Genomic DNA, 21982 nt, shown 5'->3' with positions numbered 1-21982 from the left:
CGTCTCCAGCTGGAACAGGCTCTGGTTGGGGTAGGCGGTGCGGAGCGTCTCGATCAGCTCCGGTGTGACGATTTGCGGCTGCATGAATTCTCCGGGATTGAGATTGAGAGAGATCCGGGGAGAAGGACGCGGGTCCGCCCGGGAAGACCCGGGGCCAGGTTTGTCCACGTTCTGTCTCCTCGGACGATGCTCGATCAGACGTAGGGCAGCATGCCCGTGGCGAAGCCCGAGCACTTGATGCTGATGGCCTCGGCGTCCTCGGAATCCGAGATGCCACCGTCGCAGGCCACGAGCTCCACGCCCGTGAAGGTCTTGGACATGGCGGCATTGAGGCCCGGATAGAACAGGACGATGACGCCGTTGCGGAAGTCCGTCGGGTCCAGGTACATCTCGCCCGCGGCCAGGCTGCCGACGCTCATGGCCGCGCGCAGGGCCGTCATGGGGACGAGCAGCTCGGTGATCTCGAAGTCGATCTCGTAGGTCTTGTGGTTCGACCGGACCACCCCGTGGGCGTCCGCGAACCCCGCGCCAAAGACCGGCTTCTTGTCCTGGGCGAGCTTCCAGTTGAAGTTCTTCAGGCCGAACACAGGGACGCCGTTCACGAGCAGCTTGACGCTGTTCCCGGCGACGCCGTCCGCAAATCCCGGAGTGGGCGGCATGGCAGTTCTCCTTCAGTTGCGAGCCGGCAATGCCTAGCTCAGGTACACCTTCTCCAGGATGATCTCGAAGGCCTTCATGCTGTTGACGCTGGCCACCACCTGGACCTCGCCCGCGGCGCGCATTTCGGCCGTGGAGATCAGCTGCAGCTCGTAGCCGTCGATCTCGCCCTTCTGGACCATCAGGTTGGCCACCTGGCGGATGTCGGCCTCCAGGAGTTTCAGTCCTTCGCCCTCGCTGTCGTTGGGCTTGCCCAGGTGCGGCAGGGACGCCAGACGGGTGGCCTTGCCGAAGGCGTAGACCGCGCGCAGCTTCTCGACACGGTTGTAGGCGCTGCCGGCCGGGCAGCGGACGTTGGACAGGCCGATGATCAGCCCGAGGCCGGGTTCCTGGCGCAAGTGGATCAGGTTCTCAGTGACGAGCACCGTCTGCTGGCCCACGTTCCACTCAGGGCAGAGGGCCGAGATTCCGGCGGGCTGCTTGGCCAGCAGGCTCTCCTGGACCTTCAGAGCCGCCAGCTGGCCGGAGACCGCGCTGGTGATGCGGTTCCAGTAGACCGTCCCGTCGTGGCCGGTGAAACGGGCCTCGCCCGTGCAAATGACCGCGTTCGTGTCGGCCACGCTGGCGATGAGGGTCTGGATGGTCGTCAGGTAGGTGGACACCTCGGCGGCCGTGGGCGCCAGCGGGCTGGCCACCACCATCCGCGGCACGTCCAGGAGGGCGAAGCGCTCGCCCAGGTTGCCCGTCACCATCGTGCGGCAACTGGCCAGGATGGCCGCCCACAGCGTCAGGGTATCCGCGCCAACGAAGTGGACCCAATTGACGTCCGTGTAGTCCTCGCTGGCCGTGATGCCCGCCGTGACATCTCCGTTGGCCAGCGTCAGGCCGTCGTTGCCGCCCGTCATGTTGGCCGTGACCTTGGCCGCCACCAGCGTGCCGGCGCCCAGCGTGGCCTTCACCACGGACTGGCCGGCATTGATGGCGTCCACCAGCGCCGCGTTGGTCGTCCCGGTGAAGCTGGTTACCGTGTCCGTGGCGGGATCCAGGATCTCCACCGTGCGGTCGGCTCCGTTCGCCGTGACACCCACCTCCACGTCGTTCCACCACGCGCCCGGGTAGTAGCCGGTGAGGGTAAAGGCCGTGCCCGTGGCGCCGGGGATGGTCATGCTCGCCGTCGCCAGGGCGCTCCCGGCCAGGCGCAGGGCGTAGATGACCGAGGAGCCGGCATCCAGGCGCTCCAGCACCGCCTGCAGGAGCGGCCCGCTCTTCAAGAGATCGATGGCACTGCGCTTGTCCGAGAGGATGTAGCGGGTCAGCTTATCGCCGCCGCCCGCCGAGCCGGCCACGAGCTCAATGGCCGACGGCAGCTGGCTCATGCCGGCCAGCCCCGAGAAGTACTCGGTGTAGACGTCCTTGATGATCCGGGTCACGATGCCCTCCCTACTTCTTCGCCGGAGCCGCGAGCCACGCGGTCACCTGGGCCTGGAACTCTACCGGATCCACGAGGGCCGTCCGGGTCAGCCCGTGTTCGGCCAGGACGCCGGCCGCCACCGGCTCCGGCAGCTTCAGCTTTTTCAGCACGGTCTCCACCCGCTGCAGCGTGTTTGCCTTGGGATCCTTCAGCGGGTTCTCAGCTGGCTGGGTGAGTGGCGTGTTCGGCTTCGTCATGGTCTCTCCCTATTCCACGTCCACGGTCAGGGTCACGTCCTGGAAGGGTGGCGCCACGGTGGTCACCACGGGCCAAACGGCCATCAGCTCCACGTCCAGGGTCTTCTGCGCTTCGAATGGCACCCGGCTGAGCTGGGGACTCTGGTCGCTCTCGGTGATGAGGCGAAGGCGCTCCACGTGGACACTCGTCCCCGTCGCCGCGTCCACGAGATCCAGGGCCTGGCCCTGGGCGTGTGCGCGCAGGAGGCTGCGGATGGCGTCCGCCACTTCCTCCACCAGGGTCGCGCCGCTCTTGCCCGCCTTGGCCGCGCTGCGGATCGTCAGCCGCAGGACCTGGCGCTCCACGTGGTGCTTTTCGTAGCGGTAGGTCCCCGTGTCCTCGTCGAAGATCCGTCGGTCGTAGGTCCCCGTGCCCTTGGACCCGGGCCGGAGCGACACGAGGGTTACCAGCAGGCAGGGCCAGGGCTCGCCTGCCTGCGTCCAGGCCAGCTCGTCCTTGAAGACGGCCAGGCCGGGCGACAGGCCCACCACGTGGGCGGCAAAGGAGCGCTGGACGATCACAGGAACTTCTCCACGGTCTGGAACGCCATCTCCACGGCCGCTTCCACCGTCGCGGGGGTCATGGTCACGCCCATCATCCAGGCCGGCGCCATGAAGGGCTTAGGGCTAGGGTGGACGAAGAAGTAGGTCCGCTCCGCCCCATCCTGGATCTTGTGGCGCACCAGCCATTCCCGCAGGCCTGGGATGTTGTCCACCTTCACGAAGTGCCCTTTGGTGCCGTACTCCACTGGGGCCGCGTACTCAGATGGCGTGCCCACCAGGACGGTGAGCGGGCCGACCACGACGATGTGCAAGGATGCCCGCAGCGCTCCTAGGTCGATGGCTCCTTCGTCCGTCAGGCTCTGCTGTGCCTGAGTCTTGATGACCAGGGCGATCTGCATGATGGCCAGAGCCAGGCTCTTGGCCAGCACCTGTGGAAAGGCCTTCAGCAGCTTCTTGGTTTTCTCCAGGGCCTTCTTGTCCAGCAGCATGGTGACGCCGTCAAGCATCAGGCCCCCCCGTGCAGCTTCTTGGCGGCCAGCTCCAGGTGGGTCACCGTGCCGAAGAGGTTTCGCTCCACCACGTCCACCACCCGGTAGCGGTAGGCGCCGTGGGTGAACTCGTCGCCCTCGGCGACCATGGTCGCCGAGGCCACCACCACCAGGAGCTCGTGGCCCACCTGCAGCAGGTCCTCGGGGGCCTTGGCCGTAATCACAGCAGGGACGGCGGCGGGAGACCCGAAGCTCTCGCCCGGGTCCCCCGCAAAGCTCGTGGCCGGGGGGGTCTGGCGCGCCCGGAGCTGGATCACGTCGCCTGTCATGGCGAGCAGCTGGTCCATGTCCTTCAGAGACAGGGTGGCCTCGGATGCCGTCAGGTAGCTCACGCGCCCTCCGTGGCCGTGACAGAGCCCCGCTCGAAGAGGAGCGGCTTCAGCGACGCGAGGCCTTGGGCCACGCCCAGCTCCACCAGCCGCAGGTACTCCTCGTTCGCATGAGACAGGAGCTCGCGCCACGCTCCCGCAGCGCGCGTGTTGTCGATCTCGATGGCGCCGGCCTTGAAGCTCGGGCGCCGGGTGGCCTTGGCGATCTCGATCCGGCAACAGGTGGGCAGGGACGCCAGGAGCAGCAGCTCCTCGTCCGCCCCGGACAGATCCGGCTCGATGGTCTCCAGATCCGGCAACAGGATGTAGGCGCGCTCGAAGTCGCGGTTCAGGGCCGCCAGGCCCCGCTTCAGCGAGCCACGCAGCTGCTCGGTCGTCAGGTCGGCTTCATTCGCCGCGACGAGCTCGCTACGCAACGCGCTGATGAGCTGGGTGATCGTGGTGGCCATGGTGCCCTACTTCTTCCCGCCGCGGCCGCCCTTGCCCGCGGGTGCGTCTTTGGGTGCCGGACCGTGGGTCTGGCCTGCCGATGCGGCCGGGCCTTCGGTCGGGTCCGCGAAGGGATCCGGCGCCATGCCCTGGCCACCCGTGTCCTCGTCGTCATCACTCACGGTGATGAGGGCCACGCCGTTCGTGAGGGCCTCATCCGTCAGGAGAGATGGGTCCGGCGCCGTGCCCTCACCTTCCGTGGCGACCGTGGCGTCCGTGCCGGCCCCGCCAGCCTCACCGGCGCCCGTCTGCAGCGTGCCGGTGGCCGACAGACCCCCCAGAACCATTGCAGGCTGTTCATCCGGCACCTCCTCGATGAGGAGCAGGTCGGCGCGCTCCGCCACTTCAGCCGGCAGTTCCTCGGCGAAGGTCGTCGCCTGGACGGGGCTGAAGACCCGCTCTCCGATGGTCACCGTCGTTTCCTTACCTAGCACGTGATACATGGGTCCTCCTCAGGAGAGAGCACCGGCCGGAGGGATCCCCGGCCGGCTGTCTGATCCGTTGGGTTACGCGGTGATGACCGCCTTGAAAATCAGGTCGGGGCGCGTGATGCCCATCGCGCACTCGTGGTAGGTCAGGAAGCCCACCTTGAAGTCGGTCTTCTGCGGGTCCACCGTCAGTGGCGTGCGGACATCGTACTTGCCGACCTCCATGTCAGGGATGACGATGACCTCGGTCTTGCTCATCGAGGCCGTGTTGACGAGGCCCGCCCCGCCGAAACGGTTGAGGACGCCCTTCTCGATGAACTCGCGCCGGGACTCGGGGTCCAGGTTGAAGTCTTTCAGGTCGATGAGGCGGCTGCCGCGCAGGAGGATGTAGCGGGCGTTCAGCTCCAGGTCATTGATCTTGCTGATCAGATCACCGAGCCCTGTGTCGGTAAGCTTGCCGCCCGTGATGGTCACGACGTTGCTGGCCGGCAGCGTGGCCGCCGCGGCCGAGAGGAGCGCCACCAGCTTGGCGTTCAGCTTGTTGCGGATGGCCTGGGCCGCGTCGGTCTGCATCTCCTCGATCTTGCCCAGGTTGCCGCTCTTCAGATCGGTCACGTCCACCATGGGCTTGGCATGGAGGCGGAAGACCGGGAAGATTACCTCCTGGTCGTTGTTGACCTCCTGGCGGTGCGGCTGGCCGCCCACGCCGATGTAATGGGCCTGCAGGGTGCGTCGCTTGGTGTGCTTGGCATCCTGCCCGGGCGACAGGGTGTGCTCGGTCAGGATGAGGGGGACGATGTTCTTGCGCTCGATCTCCATCCGGATGACCGGGCCCACGGCCTCGGCCAGCGCATAGAGGCCGTTCTCCGTGCGCGTGGCCTGCTGCACCAGGTTCGCCAGGGCCTGCAGCTCGGCCTCGCTCATCGTGGCATGCTTCTTCACGTGTGCTCTCCTTGTCTCAGGATGGCGGGTTAGGCCACCAGGCCGTGGTTGGTCCAGAGGACGCTGATCTCCGAGCCATCCACGGAGAGCACGCGGCCCACGATCTTGTTCGTCGCCACCGCCACCTTCAGCTTGGCCGTGGTGGTGTCGAACGTGAGGTTGTTGCCCGCCGCCGGCGTGCCCGAGAACTGGTCCGTCTGGAAGACGAAGGCCCCCGTGTCCACCACGCAGGGCGTGGTCTCCGTGGCGCCCTGGGCGCTGCAGTCCTTGTCCGCGCGCTTGAGGATGCCCGCCGGCGTGTCCCCGGCGGCCGACACCACCGAGAACTCGTTGTTGCCGACGCTCTTCAGCACCTGACCCGGCGTGCCCGGCCCCTTGAGGACGCCGTCGCCGAACTCGATGCCGGGATGGGAGTTGTTGTACATGCTGCTCTCCTTGTGACTGGATCACCCGGCACCACCGGGTGGTGATGATTTCTACTCCGCGAGCTCGCCCCGCTCGCGGGCCAGGCGGCGCTCGTGGAGGGCGGACAGGCCCGCGCCGAGCTTCTCCGTCAATCCCTGGGGGGCCGGGTCGCCGCCCGTGGAGGGCGCCAGGCTTGCGTTGGCGCGCAGCGCACCTTTGCCTGCAGCGCTGGCACTGCCGGCACCACCGGCCGCAGCCGCAGCCGCCTTCTCCTCCTCGGTAGGCTCTGCGGCCTCCTTGTCGGGCGCACCGGACTTCTCGGGCGTGCCGGGCTTGTCGGGCATGTCCTTCCAGCTGTCCTCCACGGCCTTGCGGGCCTCGTCGGACAGACCGGCCAGCCGCTCAACCTCCGCCTGGCGCGCGGCGGCATCGGCGAAGGCCCGGCCTTTCTTCTCCATCAGAACCACCAGGGCCTCAGCCGCCTGCTTGGCCGCGCTTTTGGCCTTCTCGTCCTCGGCCGCCTGAACCTTGCCGGTCAGCTCCTCGTTCTGGGTGATGAGCTGCTCCGCAATCTGCAGGAGCTCGGCCTGGGTCATCTCCTTCAGCGGCTTCTGGCTGGCCGCCTGGGCATTCGGGTCCTTCATGTCGTCTGTCTCCTTGCTGATGCTCGTGAGGATCTGGATCACGCGATCCGCCGTGTCGGTGGCGGCCTGGCGGATCTTCGTGCTGGTGTCGTCCAGCGTGGCCTTTCCCGCGGCACACTCTCCCACGAGGCCGCCCACGACCATGCGGAAGGCGTCCTGCGTCCGCCACAGGTCGTCCTGGATTTCCTGCTGGATGAGGACCTGCTTGACGCTCTCGGGGCGTGCGCCCATGTCGCCGTAGAAGGAGGTGGCGCGCAAGCGGCCATCCTCGCCCTGGGCCATGGAGGTGATGTCGGCCTTGGGATCGGCGGGCTCGTAGCCCTCCAGGAGGCCGGCGCCGGTGAAGGTCACGCCGTGGAGGATCTCGAAGCAGTCCTTGCCCTCGACCTTTTGACCCTTCTGCTTCTTCAGGTGCTCGCAGCGATCCGCCGCGGCCGCGAAGGTGTGCCCGCAGACGGAGCATTCGCCCTTCTCGTAGGCGCACTCCATCGAGACCTTGGTGATGAGTTCCTCGTGGATTAGCTTGCGCGCCTTGGCCGCCAGGTCATCGCTGCCCGTGAAGAGCTTGCCGGCGCAGACCACCCGGCCGCTGTCCACGTCCTCGAAGGCCGCTGACTCGGTCTTGCCCACGATGTCCTGGGCCTTCTGACCATGCTTGAGGTTGATCTTCACCCCGGCCGCGCTGGGTGCAGCCGCCTTCAGTTCCTCCACCGAGAAGTGGTCGCTGTTCTTGTTGGTGCCGGCGTGACACAGGACGAAGGCGATCTCGTGGTCCTCGCCGCCTTCCTTGGCCTCCTCAGCCACGGCCACCAAGCGGCCCACGTCCAGGCGGGCGGTCATGCGCGCGTTGCTGGCCGCGCTCGCCTGCAGGGCGGTTATGGCCGCCGCGTCCACCGGGGGCTTATCCCTCACGTCGTCCTCCTTGGATTCCGCGGGCTCTTCGGCCGTCTTGGCCGTGCCCACGAACAGGTACTCCTTGGCCTTGGCCGGCTCTTCATTCCGCCGCTTGCCGGCCAGGCTGCCGTAGGAGAAGTCCTTCGTCTCCAACCGGAACTCGCGTCCGGCCTTCACGAAGAGCTCCTGCATTTCGGCTTCGCTGGGGTAGCTGTGGTCGCGGTAGGACAAGAGCCAGTTGGGGATGTGCTCGGACGCCCCGAAGACCTCTTGGAAGAACTCCAGGATGTTGGCCTTGGTCAGGTCGCCCTGGGTCTTTTCCATCCGTGTGACACTGTCGGCGTTGGGAGTGCGGCCCTCGCCCTTGACCATCACCGCGTCGACGACGTGGTAGTTGGCGCTGTAGTTGGCCGCGCTGAATTCAGTCACATAAGGGGGGTCGAAGTAAGCCAGATCTGCATCCACTTTGGGCAAGAACTCGCGCACGTCCAAGCGCTGGGCCGTGCAGGCGGGCCCCTCCAAGACCATGGAGTTGAGACGCCGAATGACCTCGCCCAGACGCTTGTAGAACTGCTCGGGCGAGTATCCATCCTCGCTGACCTTGCTGGTGGTGAACTGGGGAAACCAGCCGCGGGCCGAAAGCATGGTAGCGCCCAGGGCGGCTAGGGCGAGGTCGCGCTTATAGCCCTTCAGGGCGTCAACGTTCTCGCGCACCTCGTCGATGACGCCATGGATCTCGGGCTTCCAGAACTTGCCGGCGTAGTTGTCCCGGACGAAGGTGCCGGCCTTGGGGTTGGGCTGACAGAGGGCCTCAATCTCCTCGTCCGTCACGATCTCGCTCTGGTTGACCACCACGGCCCGGGCGATGTGATGGGGCCAGTGCAGGCTGTCGTTGGAATGGACGGCGAAGCCCTCGCGCTTGAGCATGTAGCTCACGCTTCCGCCGCCAGCGAAGGCATCGACCACGGTCTTCACGCCCTCGGGGATCTGCTCGCGGATCCAGTCTAGTAGCTTGCGCTTGTTCCCGATGTACTGGACGACGCTCTGGGGCGCGCCGGCACCTTGGGCGGTCAGCTCAGGGAAGAGGGCAGCTTCGACGGTTAGAAAAGGCATGCTCGTCCCCGCGAGTTCATGGATTCGCGGATACGATCTCCTGTCCGAGAGGGCATGTCAAGACTTGTTGGTGATAGTGCATAGGCCGATGGTGCTTGAAAAAGCAATTCTGCATTCTTTAGTATTTCTGAGTGGTAATCAAGCCTTCGACTTGCTATCCTCTGAATATCTTTCCAATGAAAAGGCAATGGACATCGCATAGCGACAGGCAATGGAACTGAGATACGATGCCCAGCTACTCAGATTTCGAAGATGTACAATCGAAGTGTATACTTGAGGCTGCTGTCGAGGACTGGAGCAATAAGGCGGTTGGGTTCGCATGAGCGGGTGAAGCACACTTTGTACACAGATCGGACCCGAAGCGAAGCCAGTATGCAGCCGACTCTACGTCTGTCACGGAACTTGCATTCAATGGCCATTTGAGTTTAGGCACAATGGCAAGCACAACGCAGTTGAAGCTCACGATGGGCCGACAATGATTATCAAGCGGCGCAGAATTGAGTGAAACTGAATGTGGCTCGGTAGAGGATTAACCCAGAATCGTAACGGGTGAGATCGTGACTGACGGATACCAGTATCTGGCGATAAATCCTGTAGTGGAAATGGGTTGTGAGATGGCCGCTGTCGAAGGAGACCACGGGCAGCCCCACATTCTCATCTGCCATGTCAAAGTGTCGGACGTCGAGAGAATGGCGACGTACTTAACTAGAGACATCCTTGACACATCCTGGATCATGGACTTGGATCCGAGATCGCAGCGTGCATATCGGCACACAGTGGCTGAAACCGCAACGCGCCTCGCTGACCTGTTTCGCCAGACAGCAGACACGAATAAAGTGAACAGCGCGTTCGGCGAGTTGATGGTTTCAATGGGCGCATCGAAGGCCATTGAACTCGTGTTCTCCCACACGGCACTCCCAATTGCGGAGCTTTGGAAGGCACAGATCAGCGGGAACGAAGGGTTTGACTTTCACACCATATGCCCAGCTCACGTCATCCACTTCGGAGAAGCTAAGTACTCCTCAAACAGCAATCCATACAGTGACGCAATCGAACAGATCGATCGCTTCATTGAAGAAGAGAAGCATCTTCGAGACACTCCTCATCTTCAACTCCTTGCCCCAGAAGGAATGGATGAACTTGATAGGGACACATGGGGGGTCGTTATTGCATTCTCGCTGGACGCGCATCGACCTCTCAATGTACTTCGACATGCAGTTGAGCAAGCACGTCAGGTTGCCCGGGTCAACAACTCTCATGCGATCATAGTTGTCGGTGTCAGCCATGGCGCTTAGATCTATACTCGCAAGCGTGAATGTAACGACGGAGTTGGCGGTCTTGTTGGACAGACTGCATCGTGAAGGACCAACCTCACTAACTGACCTTGAAGCGCTCGCCTACTATAAACGGTACCACTCCCTTGCCTTCACAAGAGTCGAGGGTCAAATTCTGGCGGCGTTAGGACTATTTCACAAAGTACAAGAAGACAACAATCTCTATTCATTTCTTATGTCTGGTTTCGGAAGAACCCATGAACAAGAATATGGCAAGCGTCTAACACCTATTCAGGCAAGTGTCAGCCGGTCCATCGATTCGATGCAGTATGTATCAATCTCTGCGCCAACAAGTTCTGGGAAGTCCTACGCAGTCCGCGAGTATATAGCTCGGGACCTGCAAGATGCCGTTGTCATTGTGCCATCACGAGCGCTGATCGCCGAGTACATGGGGGCTTTCAGAGATCGCTTTCGCAGCGACAAAAATGTGATGATTTGTCCTTTTGTTGAACAAATTTTCACAGTTCGGGCACCCCGCAGAATTTTCGTCCTAACCCCTGAACGCACGAAAGATCTGTTCAGACTATCTCGCGAGTTGCAGTCGGTGGGTACCTTCTTTCTCGATGAAGCACAAATCTCGGAAGATGATACGCGGGGTGTACTGTTTGATGTCACGGTTCGAAGGATCATCAAGCACTTCCCGCGTGCAAAGTTGGTTTTTGCCCACCCCTTTGTCATCAACCCTGAGGCTCAATTCAGCAAACATGAAATCGATTTCGAAAGGGGATACGCTCATTCATATGATCACGGATCTGTCGGTAGGATTTGCGTCTTCAGACACTCGAACGGCCGAGATTACTGCTTCTCACCTTACTTGACCAACGGGCATCATCTGAAAAACTGCGTGCAGTTCGAATGTGACTTCCCGACATTCTGTCTTTCCCCGCAGCATTCCATATTGGTCTACGTATCTAAAGCATCAATCTATGATGGAAGCTATCTAACAGACTTCTCTGATCACATTACAGATCTGCCTCCAATTGAGGAGCCAGATGCTCTTAGAATTGTAAGTAGGATAGTCGACATCATCGGTGCAAACGAGAATGAGCATCGTTCAGACATGATAACCCTACTGAGAAAGGGAGTCGTCATTCACCATGGATCTGTTCCACTCGAGGTTCGTTTTCTCATAGAGGATTTCATTCGTGGAGGCCATGCGGTCATGTGCTTCGCAACAAGCACTCTTGCCCAAGGTGTGAACATGCCATTTGACGTAGTATGGCTCAAGAATCCATGGCTGCCAGGTAGAGAGAAGGAGCGAGCACTGGCCTTCAAGAATCTAATTGGTCGGGCTGGCAGACTCACGAGTGGCAGCGAGTTTGATTTCGGTTATGTGTACACTACAAATCCAAAGCTCTTCATTGACCGGATGAACTTCCCCTTGAGACTAGATGAGGCATCAATAATTGAGACTGGCGACTACTCAGAAGACAGTGACACTGGTGAATACTTGAATTCTATTCGCGAAAACACCTTTGATGAGGATAAGAACTTGCCGATGTCGCGAGTTGAGCGACTATCAACCGCAATCGTCCTAGAAAGTGCCAGTCAAATTCTCGACAGCGTTTTTGCAGATGCCCGTGGTATAAGAGCAAGCATTGGGGGGGAGGACAAGGCCGAAATCAGACACAATGTTTGCGATTGTTATAGAAAAATCTACGAAGCCGCCCTAGGGCGGTGTCTCGTCGAAGGCGAAGTTGCGGTGTTTAGCCAAGCCATTCAGATATTTTTGCACACCATACAAGGACGAGCATTCAAAGAAATAGTTGGAATTCGGTACAGTCACATTTCAAGAAGAAATCTCGGAAGACAAGGGCAGGCGGAGTTCTCTCAAGCAGCTAGCCAACTGCCAAACAAGACACTAGTGCGACGATTCCCTCTATTCGTTGAGGGCACGCCGGCCAATGTAGTTAGCTATGATGCGGTGTTGTTTGACACTTATGACTATCTCGATCAAGTTATTTCCTTCTGTCTCTCAGATACCTTCGTAGCGGCCTTCAAGATCTACAGTGAGCGGACTATTGATGATCGCGCAGATCGTATGATTGAACTTCTCAAATATGGAACAAACAACGCCAAACATATCCTGCTCATGCGATATGGATTCGCACCAGACCGCATTGAAGAGATAGCAGAATATGTGGATTCGATCACAGTGGAGAATATCGTCTTCCGAAACGCCATAAGTGAAGCTCCGGATCATGTACGAGAAATAATCGAGTGGTATTTGCCTGAATAGCTAAAAACCCCGCCAAGTATGTTTCGGCATGGTATATGATTGAGTATAGTCAAGGATTGTTGATTACTCGCTCCAAAACTCTCTTTGGGAGGAAATGGCGACGGCTTTCACGTCCGGGAGTGGCCCCGCAAGAGCTTCGAGCCAACCCAAAGGATCTCAAGCCTACTAATCACTTTGAGGAGACCAGACCGATGAAGTCTCGAAAGTTACATACTACGCCAGTCTTGATTGTCACAAACTACAATATTATTCCCTATCCGAATGGCAAGTTTTTACACAGCTTTTCTCCGAAAAACACAACCACGGTGTACCAATTCATTGCGAATCATGAACCAATTCTCATGGAAGGACAGAGATACAATATAGGATTTACTGTTAAAAACGGCTTGAACTGGGTTGATGTATCGGCTACTGCAAAGGCAGACGAAGTAGATCCGCACAAGAGTCACTACGTCGCACGCTTGCTCGGGGAGGAATGTAGAGCTCTCGAAACGCAAAAATCAGATGATCGAATTCAATATAGCGCACCTGATGGTCACTATCTGGGAAGGAAGTATGCTTGGCGCATTTTTGGCATGGCTGTGGCACGTGATACCTTCGATGCATACCTTTCAGACATAAAACATCCTAGTATACCTTGCCTTACAAATGGAAGCCGATCAACAGCCTACAAGGAGGATGGACTAGGTGCCGCAATGGATGCCTTGATTCAGACAGCTACAAGGGTTGGCGGTAATAGATTCTATTCCCCGCTTCTACCTTCAAAGAGCTGGTTTCAGATCAAAGGCATCTCGGCCATCACTGACAAGAAGTGAGCATAATATTAAGTTCAGCCGTATTTGCACATACAGTCATCTAGATTTGTGTATTCTTGAAATATAAGCGTGATAATATCAGACAACTAAACTCCGATACTAAATTAGTTGACACTACTAATTGACATCATATTGACACTTTAACCCATTTAGCGCAGACTCTGACTTAATACTCTTTACACTGAAGAAGAATCTGCAACTCGTCATCGATGCTCTAGCGCTTTCTGGATCTCCAAGTTCTCCAATGCCTGGCGTGCATGGTGATCTTCCAGTATGTCCCTAAAGAGGGTAACCTTGAGGACGACGGGCTCGTGGATGCGGAGGCAAACAAGGCAGGTCGGCTAAGTCGAACTCATTGCCGTCCAACGGGTCTCAGTCTGGGCAATTGCGCTCTTCGTCGGAAGTTGGCCAGCGCCTGCCCCGAGCCCCCCTCCGCGTCTCAAACTACAGCCCTCGGTCACAGCGGCCTGCCTTTCCCAGAACCACATGGTGTAATCCGTCACGTCTTCTTCCTTGATCTGGCTAGCGCTATGGGTATAGCCCACGTGCTCTCGCCAGTATCTCAAACCTTCCAGGCCAAGCACCTTTTCGCCAACCTCTAGCATGCGATTGATGAGGTCTGATGGGATCGCCTCGTCGTCCGGGTAGGCGGGGTCGAAGACGTAATCGAGCACACCGTCCTGGAGAATCCACGCGCCGATGGGTTTCTTGCGTCCTTCAGCCTCCAGGTCGAAGACGTAGAACCAGTGCACCCTCATGGCTTCATCTCCCCCGTAGTCCGCAGCGTCTGCGTCCACTGCTCCGCCTGGCGGTCAAGCAGCGCCTGCAGCGCTGGCTCGCCGCCTAGCTCCTTCACGGCCTGCGCCCAATCGTGATACACCGCGGCCTGGCGCTCGTCGTCGTCGTGCGGGTCGTTGTGGCAGATGAGGAACTCGTAGGTGCCGCCTACCTCCCGCAGCCTGACGTGCAGGGCATCCTGCTCCAGCAATTCACATTCGAAGCAGTGCACGGGGTGGCCGCCGCCGAAGGTGTCCAAGATGCCCATCTCGGCGAAGAGCAGCCAGTGGCGCCAGCGCTCGATCTCGCCTGTCGCCCTGTTGAATAGTGGCGTCGCAGACAGGACGCGCATGCCGGCTGAGAAGGACACCAGCGTGTCCCGGTCCGCCACCCAGGTGACGCCCACCTCGCAGCCCGGGTCCTCGTGCAGACGGTCCAGATAGACCTGGAACACTCGCCGCTGCTGCTCGCGCATGTCCTCGCTCATCCGTTCACCCTCACCGCGTCATCGATGCCCCGCCCGTCGGGCAGCGCCGTGATCCCGTGCTTCTTGAACAAGGCCAGCACTCGCGTCCGCCTGGCCTGACTGTCCACCACGATGGCGTCCAAGTGCTCCAGCAGTGGGACCGCGCCCTTGAAGATCGTCTCGTTGCCCCCGTAGTTTGGCATTCGCTTCCAGGTTGGAATGTCCGAGATTCGGTTTTCGCGCACGAAATCGCCCACCACCTTGCCGTACTTGTCGCTGCTGTAGCTGATGGCGTCCGCGCGCCGTAGCATGTCCACCTTGAAGCGGATGCTGTTGGGATAGGGGCTGGCGCCCTTGATGATCCGCGTGAAGAAATAGCTGGCACCACCTGTGTTCAGGTCCTGGGTTGGGCTCATGCCGCCCAGCGGCACGCCCACGCCGAATCGGTCGGCCGTGGGCACGAAGGCACGGTTGGTGGGCAGCACAGCATCCAGAAAGTCCTCCACCGTGCCCTTGGTCAGGTGGTGCATGAGCGTGTAACCCTCCAGCTCCCTGGCCAGCTCTTCGCGCGGGATATCAAAGCGGTACTGCACGCGCATGCCGGCGCCGGCCTTGGCGCCCGTGGTGCTGGCCTGGTGGATGCCGGCGGGATTGTAGTCGGGGAGCTTGGTCACGTCCTTGACGCCCAGGTGCCGGCTCCAGGCCTCGCGCCAGACGCGTACGGCCGCCTCGCCCGAGCCTGCCTTGCGCGCTTCCTCCGCCGCCGCCAGAAAGGCCGGGGTCTGGTCCACCTTGGCGACATAGGCCACCTTCTGCAGGTACATGAGCTCCTCGTCCACGGCCGAGGCAGGCGCGGCGTCCAGACCCAGGACTTTCAGCTTGTCCATCGCCCGTGCCACAGTGGCCTCGCTGGTCCCCTCGCGCACGCGCACCGACATGCGGCCCTGCAGGGCGTAGCTCTTGCCCTCCGCTCGGCCCGTGCCCTGCCAGGGCTTGTAGACGACCTCGACCCCATCGCCCAGGTCTGCGTGGTACTCTACCAGCTTGTCGTGGATACCAGAATGCCAACGCGACAGGGGCACGTTCTCCGCCTCCACGGCCAGGCCGTGGCCGCGCGTGGCCAGGCGGTCCTCGGTCCACACCGGGCTGGTGGACACGCGCAGGCCGCTTGTCTTGGGCGCGGCCTTCATCCCCTGCCGCAGCGCCTTCAGGTCCGCCGCGCTGGGCGCGTAGGGCTTGATCAGAGGCATGCCCGTGGACATGCCCTGCCGCGTGGCATCCACGGCCTGAGCAATCGCGTCCAGCACGTCCAGGTACTGGCGCGCCATCGCCTGCTCCAGCGGGTTGCCGCCCTTGGCCAAGCGCTGCAGCCGGGGACGAAGCTCCTCGGCCGCGCTGAGCTTGCCCGTGTTGTAACCCAAATCGCCCTTGTGCGTGTTGACCGTCTTGGCCGCAGCCAGGATCGTATCCCAGAACTCATCCTCGTGCACCAGTTCCTTGGGAATCTCGCCCACCACATTGGCCTTGAAGACCTTCACCACACGCTTGTCCGCCTCGGGCCGCAGCCGCAGCTGCAGCACGGTCTGCCGCTCGCCGCTCAGGCCCGCCACCTCCCGCACCAGCACGTTCTGGTCCTCGATGTCGCCCCTGTCCACCGCCAGGGAGCGCCCTTGCCAGCCGGATTCCCGGATGGTCTTCACTTCTTCTGGCAGGTCGATGCGGCTGCCCCGCGCCCAGGCCAGCCCGTCGTCCACAGTCTTCGCAAGAGCCGGTTCCGCCACAGCGGCACCGAAGCGGAAGGTCACCTGCTTGCCTGTGCGCGCTGATTCGATCTGGCTGTAGAGGCGCTCGAAGTCCGCCCGGATGGCGTTCTTGCGATCCACCGCGGCGCGTAGGAAATCCTCCAGCGCGCCGGGCTGGCCGGCGAAGCGGCGGCCGGCATAGGGCATGAGCATCTCGCGGAAGGCCGCGTCGGAGATCGCCTCCACCCGGCGGATGCGTTCCTCCGTGGCTTGGAGGTCCAGCTTGATCTTCCCATCCCGGTGGGTGCGCAGGAGCTTGTTGTAGAGCGGCTCGTCGAAACGCCCGCCGGCGTTGGGTGCGTAGTCCACGGACAGCGTGTCGCGGCCGAAGTACTTGTAGAGCTGCCCCTTGTCGATACCGTAAACCCGGCCGTCCTGGGCGCGCAGGAACTGGCCCGCGTGGCCATCGTGGTTGGAGATGAGCCAGTCCACCACCTGCTCGTGCTGGATCTGCACCAGCTCCGCAGAGTCAATGGCCGCCACATCCATCTTCTCGAAGTTCGCGGGATCCCTGAGCCCCTTCTTCATCTTTTGGATCGAGCCCAGGCGCCGCTTCCCGTGCAGGTCCTTCAGCTCGATGCAGCGCACCTCGATGGCTTCCGGGTCGATCTCGCGCTGGATGAGGTAGGCCACCTCGTCGCCCCAGGCGCGGAAGTCCTCGGCGATGGGCTTGAACAGCCATTTGTCGCCGGCCTCATCCAGGTAGAAGTACTTCGTGTGGACGCCGCCCAGCTCGCTGGCGTCGCTGTGGAAGCGGAAGGGGTTCCGGGCCTTGAGCTCCTGCCAGGCATCATCGGCCGTGCGGGCCTGGACCGCGGGGCTGGCGGGCGCGGCCGTGGGCTGTGGCACGGGTGGTGTGGGCTTGGACGGCGGCGTAGCCTTCTTGAGCTTTGCCGCGTCCTTGGCGGCCGCCACCTTGGCCGCGACCTGCTCAGCCAGCTTGGTCTGGGCCGTCACGTCCGTCAGATAAGCGACCGACTCGTCCTTCGTGAACCACTGGAAGTTCTTGACCTTCGCCGCCTTGAGGATATCCCGCCGGACGGCCTGGGGCAAGGCCTCCACCGCGCTGGCGAAGGCGTGGTGCGACGTAAGCACGTACTGTTCCAGCTCGGCCAGTTGCTGGGGGCCCAGCAGCTCCTTCGTCTTGAAGAGGTGCTGGACCATTACATCGATCTGGGCGTGGTACTCGCCGAACGTGCCCGGATCCGTCTCCAGGGCCTTCAGCTTGCCCAGCTCGCTATGGAAGTCCGCCACGGCCTGGTTCGTCTTGGCCAGTTTCGCAGCGGCGTCCTCGGCCGCCTGCTTGGCCTGCTTGGCCGCTTCCTCGGCTTGTTTGAGGGCTGCTGCCTTGGCCGCGTCCGTGGCGTGGTCGGCCTTGTGCAGGGCCGCCACCAGCTCGTCCTTGCTCTTGAGCGCACCGACCTTGTACTGCTTGAACCAAGCCTCCAGCTCGGCGGGCGTGTGCCCAGCCAGCCACTCCTCGCTCTGGCCCGCGGCCTTCGACAAGAGGGCGATGCGGTCGGCCTTGGTGCGGGCGATGGACACGCCCTTCTCCTTGGCCACCTCGCGCAGCTGGACTTGGGTGAGCTTGCTGTAATCCCCGTCCTTCAGCGCCTCCTTGACAGCGGCGTCCTCCAGAGTCATCCCCGCCAACTGAGACTCCAAGACATCCTTGGTCATGAGTTGGGAGATGTCCGCCGGCACATGCGTGCAACGGCAAGCGGGGTGTAGCGGCTGGCTCGGCAGGTCTACCAGGCTGGTTTCCTTGCCGTCCAGCGGTCCGCAGTCGGGGCAGGTGCGCTCGTCGCCGGCCGTCAGCCAGCGCACGCGCTTGATCCCCACTTGCGCTTCGAACTTCAGCGCGCCCTGGTTGTAGGCGCGCATCACCTCGCTACGCGCGATGAGTTCGGCGCGCTGCTGCACGGTCTTGAAGACCGTCTTTCCCACCTGGCGGAACTCGTCCGGGTCCTTGACGATGCCGCCAATACGCCGGGCGATTTTGGCCGGACCTTCGCCCTGGGCAATGCCCACCTGCACGGCGCCCTTGATGCCGGCCACCAGGTCGTCTGAAAGCTTGCCCAGAAGCTGCAGCTGATAGTTCGAGAGGAAGTCCAGGGCGTCGGTGGGAACGAGGGAGAAGGCCGCCTCAGCCAAGGCCTCCCGGCCCGCCTGATCCAGGGCCTGGTAGCCGCCCACCTTCATGGCGCCCAGCTGGGCCAGCTTGCCCTCGATGCCGGCCTTGGTCGCCGTGGCCGTCAGGTCCTGATGGACCAGCGACAGGTCCTTCTTGAGCTGGGCGGCAGTCTGGGCCAGGTGCTTGTCCAGGGCCTTCAGCCGAGTCAGCTGCACGGCCTTGCCCGGCTGGGCGTCGGGACCGAACTGTGACAGGTCACCCAGCGCCAACACATGAGCCTTCACGTCCTTGGCCGCGCGGTCCAGGGCCTTCAGGCTGCCGGCCAGCACCTCGTCCGAGTAGGCCCCGGCCTGAGCCAGGCTCTGGGCCGTGGCCTGCTCGATGGCCTGGCGCTGGGTGAGTGCGTGGGAGCTGATAGCCCGGCTGCCCAGGGGCAGGAGGAGCGCCTCCACCTCCAGGTGGAGCTCTCCTCGGGGCAGGGGCGCGTGCCAGCTGCCGCAGCTGCAGGCTGCGCGTGGCATCAGGCGGTTGGCGTGGAATCCGCGGCCAGCTCTCGTACGCGTTCGCGGGCCACCAGCACGGCCCGGGCGCGGATGAGCTGGTCCACCTGCTGGTAGAGGCCGGCCACGTCGCCGGTCTGCGGTGCGCCGTTCTCAGGCGGCGCTGGCGCTGGCGCAGCCTCCGGCGCCCCCTTCAGCCGCTCCGCCAGGTTGAGCAGGTAGAAGACCTGGTCGAGGCTGAGCATCTCCTGCTGGGCCAGGCCCACGATGTCGCCCGGTGAGAGCGGGGCGATCACCTGCTTGGTCTCGCGCCCGATCTGGGCGTGCTCGATGTCCGGCGAAAGGCCCATCAGCGCCTGCAGGCTGCGCACGCTGATCAGCCCGCGGTCGTAGAGATCCACCAGCACCTTGCGCTGGTCGGCGCCGGCGGAGAGGTCGATCTCCTGGAAGGCGATGTGGACGCTCTCGCCCTCCTGCCCGCGCATGGCCAGGTAGTCGTCCAGCACCCAGCGCAGCATCTCGCGCGCCATGTCGCGGATGTCCGAGAGCATCAGCTGGACCTTGGCGAAGCCCAGGCTGGCGGTGGAGAAATTGGCCCCGTCGCCACTGACCAACGCCCGTGTGAAGCCCATGGCGACGATGATGTCGCCCTTGGTCTCCTTGGCCTTCTCTTCGACCTTCAACGCCTCACCCTCAGCGCCGTAGGTGTCGATGGTCACGTAGAACGGCACCACCGCCCCCTGTTGGGCGCTCATGGAGTCAAAGACCTTCTTGATGTCCTTCAGCATTGAGGCCTTGGGCATCACCACAGTCTTGCCGAACTGCCCGCCCACCTTGATTAGGCGGATGGGCATGGCCCAGCGTTTGGCGATGGCGCGCTCGGCGCGCCGGTAGTCCCGCAGAAGCTCGATGGACTCGAATGCTGGTAGCACCATGCTGGTGCCGTGCTCGGCGAAGCCAGGCGCGTCCCACATCCAGCGCCGGAACTGATCAATCGCGACCGGACCCACCTCCACGCGCTGCTTGGATGCATCCAGCTTGAAGGACGTCACCTTGGTCGTCTTGCCGTCCTCCACGACCACGTCCAGGAGGAGCGGGTTCAGGGCCTTCACCTGGGAGAAGTCCTTGTACTGCGGCTGGCCGTCCTCGGTCTCGCCCTTCTTCTCGCCACCGTACTCTTTGAAGGCCGCGGCCTCGCCCTTCGTCAACAGTTGCAGGAGCTGGTCCTTCAACCAGCGCTTGAGGCCCAGCCGCTCCTTCAGTGCGTCCACGTCCTTCTGCAGCTCGGTGCTGGAGGCGATCAGCGTGAAGTCCTCGCCCAGGGCCAGCGTGCGCCAGGCGTTGATGCAGTTGTTGACGATGGGCTCCTGCTGGTAGTACTCCCATGCCTTCGTGCCGCGATCCAGCCACTCAGCGGGAATGCCCGTCTCCGCCATCTCGCTGCCGAACGGATCCACCGTGGCTGCCTGGGCCTCTAGCTCGCCTCCCACGTGGTGGACGCTTTCGGCCGCAAGCTGGGCACGCGTTCCGATGCCAAACAAGCCCATCGAGCCCTCCTAGACGAAGACGTTGTCGGTGACCAGCGGCATGACGAATTCAGCCTCGCTGGAGGAGTTGTCGTCCACCAATTGCTTCAGGAGCTCGCGCTCCTTTCTCAGGGCTGCGCAGCGCGCGCTGTCGATGATGTGGTCGTTGCCCTTGGAATAGATCAGTCGACCCGCTTGGTTCTGCGAGTAGGTCTGCGTGCAGAACTGGTCCTCCCAGTCCGGGTCCGCGTCGCCGGCGGGGAAAAGGATGGTGCGCGCCGCCAGCCGCCCATTGATCAGGCTGGTCATGTACTCCTTGGTGCGCTGGTTCTTGGGCCGCCCCTGGGGATCGTAGCCCGTGGTCAGCGTGCCGCCGAAGTCGTAGGTCTCCACGCGGTAGGCGAACTGGTGGCCCGAGTAGCGGTCCTCGGTGGTGAGGATGTGCTCCACGGCCAGGCCGTTGGAGCCAGCGTCAAGGCCAAGGCCGGCGAAGTCGAAGTGGTCGTCGAGGATGGCGATCAGCGCCGCCTGGTAGGTGTAGGGCAGCCGCTCGTTGTGGACGCGCAGAACGGGCACCAGGCGGCCGCGCTCGTCGTCCAGCCAGACGGTGAGCTCGCTGGGGTCGTTCGTGTAGCCGAGGTCGCCGCCCAGCCAGTAGGTGCCGCGATTCTCTTCGAGCTGGTCGAGCAGGCCGTACATGCGGTCGATGGCCTCGTCCACGCTCTGCAGAGCTTCGAACTCCTCGCCGTCCAGGCGGATCACCTTATATGCCTTTTCCAGCTTGCGCTGGCAGGCCTGGAATTGGCGGATGTTGAAGGCCGCATAGCTCGGCGCGCCGTGGTCGCCCACCACCTCGTGCTGGAAACCTGCCGTGTCGCGGCCGCCGTAGAACCGGGCTTCCCGCTCGGTGTCGTCCTCCGTCCAGCCAGGCACGATCCAACTGGGCCAGTGGAATACCCGCCAGCCGCTGCCCTTCTGGGTAATCCGGTAATACGTCGTGTTGCGCAGGCCATTGGGGTTCGAGTAGCAGCGCATCTGGCCGCCGCGGTTCAAGACCCGGCGCAGGGCCCGCCAGGCAGGCTCTGGGTACCAGGCGGCCTCGTCCACCAGCACGCGATCGCAGTGGAGGCCGCGCACGCTCTTGCCCGTGGGGCCGGCGGGGCGGAAGTAGATGATCGTGCCGTTCTTCCAGGTCATCTGGTAATAGGGCTTGCGCGTGATCCGGTGCCGGCCATTCTGGTCGATGGCCACCATCTCCAGCAGGAACTCGCTGTTTTGAAGGTGGGCCTCCACCTCCTCGATGACCTTGTTCACGTGGCCGTCGTTGGGCGCCGTCACCAGCATGCGCCCGTTCTGGGCGGTCACGCCGTAGTGAAGGACCTGAACCACGATGTCCACGGTCTTGCCCACCGCCCGGCCGTCCTGGTGGACCACCTGCAGGTCTGGCTCACGCAGGTCCTCCTGCTGGTGGGGCCACAGCGCCATCGGCTGCCCGGCGGTCTCTCCATCCAGCTGAGTCAGAAAGGCCGCGGCGAACGCGACCGGATCCAAGAGGATCTGGGCAAAGGCCATCTCGTCGGAGGAGAGCTTGGCTGGCCGCGGAGGCTTGATGCCCATCTCGTTTACTCTCAATGGGTTGAGACTTGACTTTCGGACCCGACTAGTGCAGACTCATGTCCAGAGACATGCGCGGGCGGGACCTTGCGATCCCGCCTTGCCGCCACCCAAC

General features: G+C 62.4%; 19 protein-coding genes. 3 read left to right on the top strand and 16 right to left on the bottom strand.

Annotated elements, in window-relative coordinates; genetic code table 11:
* Positions 1–194: 194 nt before the first annotated feature.
* The 11 genes from WC326_13140 to WC326_13090 all read right to left on the bottom strand — a co-directional run bounded on the left by WC326_13140 (position 195) and on the right by WC326_13090 (position 8660).
* Complete coding sequence (locus WC326_13140; protein ID MFA7332008.1) at positions 195–659, bottom strand: hypothetical protein; 465 nt, start codon at positions 657–659, stop codon at positions 195–197.
* A 33-nt stretch (positions 660–692) separates the two neighbouring features.
* The gene (locus WC326_13135; GenBank protein MFA7332007.1) at positions 693–2087 is read right to left on the bottom strand and encodes a hypothetical protein; all 1395 of its coding nucleotides are present in this window, start codon (positions 2085–2087) and stop codon (positions 693–695) included.
* Between the two features lie 10 nt (positions 2088–2097).
* The gene (locus WC326_13130; GenBank protein ID MFA7332006.1) at positions 2098–2325 is read right to left on the bottom strand and encodes a hypothetical protein; all 228 of its coding nucleotides are present in this window, start codon (positions 2323–2325) and stop codon (positions 2098–2100) included.
* 9 nt (positions 2326–2334) lie between these two features.
* Positions 2335–2886 carry a hypothetical protein gene (locus tag WC326_13125; protein ID MFA7332005.1) on the bottom strand — a complete coding sequence of 184 codons (552 nt, stop codon included), beginning with the start codon at positions 2884–2886 and terminating at the stop codon, positions 2335–2337.
* On the bottom strand, positions 2883–3374 hold the full coding sequence (locus WC326_13120; GenBank protein MFA7332004.1) for a hypothetical protein: 492 nt from the start codon (positions 3372–3374) through the stop codon (positions 2883–2885). The genes WC326_13125 and WC326_13120 overlap by 4 nt, the downstream gene beginning before the upstream one ends.
* A complete protein-coding gene (locus WC326_13115) occupies positions 3374–3748 on the bottom strand; it encodes a hypothetical protein (protein ID MFA7332003.1) in 375 nt (124 codons plus the stop codon). Before WC326_13115 ends, WC326_13120 begins: the two co-directional genes overlap by 1 nt.
* Entirely contained in the window at positions 3745–4194 is a 450-nt protein-coding gene (locus tag WC326_13110; protein ID MFA7332002.1) for a hypothetical protein, read from the bottom strand. Before WC326_13110 ends, WC326_13115 begins: the two co-directional genes overlap by 4 nt.
* A gap of 6 nt (positions 4195–4200) precedes the next feature.
* Positions 4201–4677, bottom strand: a complete 477-nt coding sequence (locus tag WC326_13105) for a hypothetical protein (GenBank protein ID MFA7332001.1) — start codon at positions 4675–4677, stop codon at positions 4201–4203.
* Between the two features lie 63 nt (positions 4678–4740).
* Positions 4741–5604: an HK97-fold major capsid protein gene (locus tag WC326_13100; GenBank protein ID MFA7332000.1), complete on the bottom strand. Its 864-nt coding sequence runs from the start codon at positions 5602–5604 to the stop codon at positions 4741–4743.
* Positions 5605–5633: 29 nt separating this feature from the next.
* Positions 5634–6029 carry a hypothetical protein gene (locus tag WC326_13095; GenBank protein ID MFA7331999.1) on the bottom strand — a complete coding sequence of 132 codons (396 nt, stop codon included), beginning with the start codon at positions 6027–6029 and terminating at the stop codon, positions 5634–5636.
* A gap of 51 nt (positions 6030–6080) precedes the next feature.
* Entirely contained in the window at positions 6081–8660 is a 2580-nt protein-coding gene (locus WC326_13090) for a DNA adenine methylase (protein ID MFA7331998.1), read from the bottom strand.
* 557 nt (positions 8661–9217) lie between these two features.
* Here WC326_13090 and WC326_13085 point away from each other — a divergent pair.
* From WC326_13085 to WC326_13075, 3 genes are all read left to right on the top strand, one after another.
* On the top strand, positions 9218–9955 hold the full coding sequence (locus tag WC326_13085) for a hypothetical protein (protein ID MFA7331997.1): 738 nt from the start codon (positions 9218–9220) through the stop codon (positions 9953–9955).
* 46 nt (positions 9956–10001) lie between these two features.
* Positions 10002–12233: a DEAD/DEAH box helicase gene (locus WC326_13080; protein ID MFA7331996.1), complete on the top strand. Its 2232-nt coding sequence runs from the start codon at positions 10002–10004 to the stop codon at positions 12231–12233.
* Between the two features lie 191 nt (positions 12234–12424).
* Positions 12425–13048: a hypothetical protein gene (locus WC326_13075; protein MFA7331995.1), complete on the top strand. Its 624-nt coding sequence runs from the start codon at positions 12425–12427 to the stop codon at positions 13046–13048.
* A gap of 341 nt (positions 13049–13389) precedes the next feature.
* Here the strand turns inward: WC326_13075 and WC326_13070 are convergent, their stop codons facing one another.
* Genes WC326_13070 through WC326_13050 form a run of 5 tightly spaced genes read right to left on the bottom strand, consistent with a single transcriptional unit; the run spans position 13390 to position 21870 of the window.
* Positions 13390–13806, bottom strand: a complete 417-nt coding sequence (locus WC326_13070) for a hypothetical protein (protein MFA7331994.1) — start codon at positions 13804–13806, stop codon at positions 13390–13392.
* Positions 13803–14312: a hypothetical protein gene (locus WC326_13065; GenBank protein ID MFA7331993.1), complete on the bottom strand. Its 510-nt coding sequence runs from the start codon at positions 14310–14312 to the stop codon at positions 13803–13805. The genes WC326_13070 and WC326_13065 overlap by 4 nt, the downstream gene beginning before the upstream one ends.
* A complete protein-coding gene (locus WC326_13060) occupies positions 14309–18748 on the bottom strand; it encodes a phage minor head protein (GenBank protein ID MFA7331992.1) in 4440 nt (1479 codons plus the stop codon). Before WC326_13060 ends, WC326_13065 begins: the two co-directional genes overlap by 4 nt.
* On the bottom strand, positions 18748–20274 hold the full coding sequence (locus tag WC326_13055) for a hypothetical protein (protein ID MFA7331991.1): 1527 nt from the start codon (positions 20272–20274) through the stop codon (positions 18748–18750). The genes WC326_13060 and WC326_13055 overlap by 1 nt, the downstream gene beginning before the upstream one ends.
* A gap of 9 nt (positions 20275–20283) precedes the next feature.
* Positions 20284–21870: a hypothetical protein gene (locus WC326_13050; GenBank protein ID MFA7331990.1), complete on the bottom strand. Its 1587-nt coding sequence runs from the start codon at positions 21868–21870 to the stop codon at positions 20284–20286.
* Positions 21871–21982 lie beyond the last annotated feature (112 nt).

Source organism: Candidatus Delongbacteria bacterium, assembly GCA_041675285.1.
Lineage (GTDB): Bacteria > CAIWAD01 > CAIWAD01 > CAIWAD01 > CAIWAD01 > CAIWAD01.
Note: the sequence above shows the minus strand (reverse complement) of the source record. Positions and strands in the feature narration are given on the sequence as shown.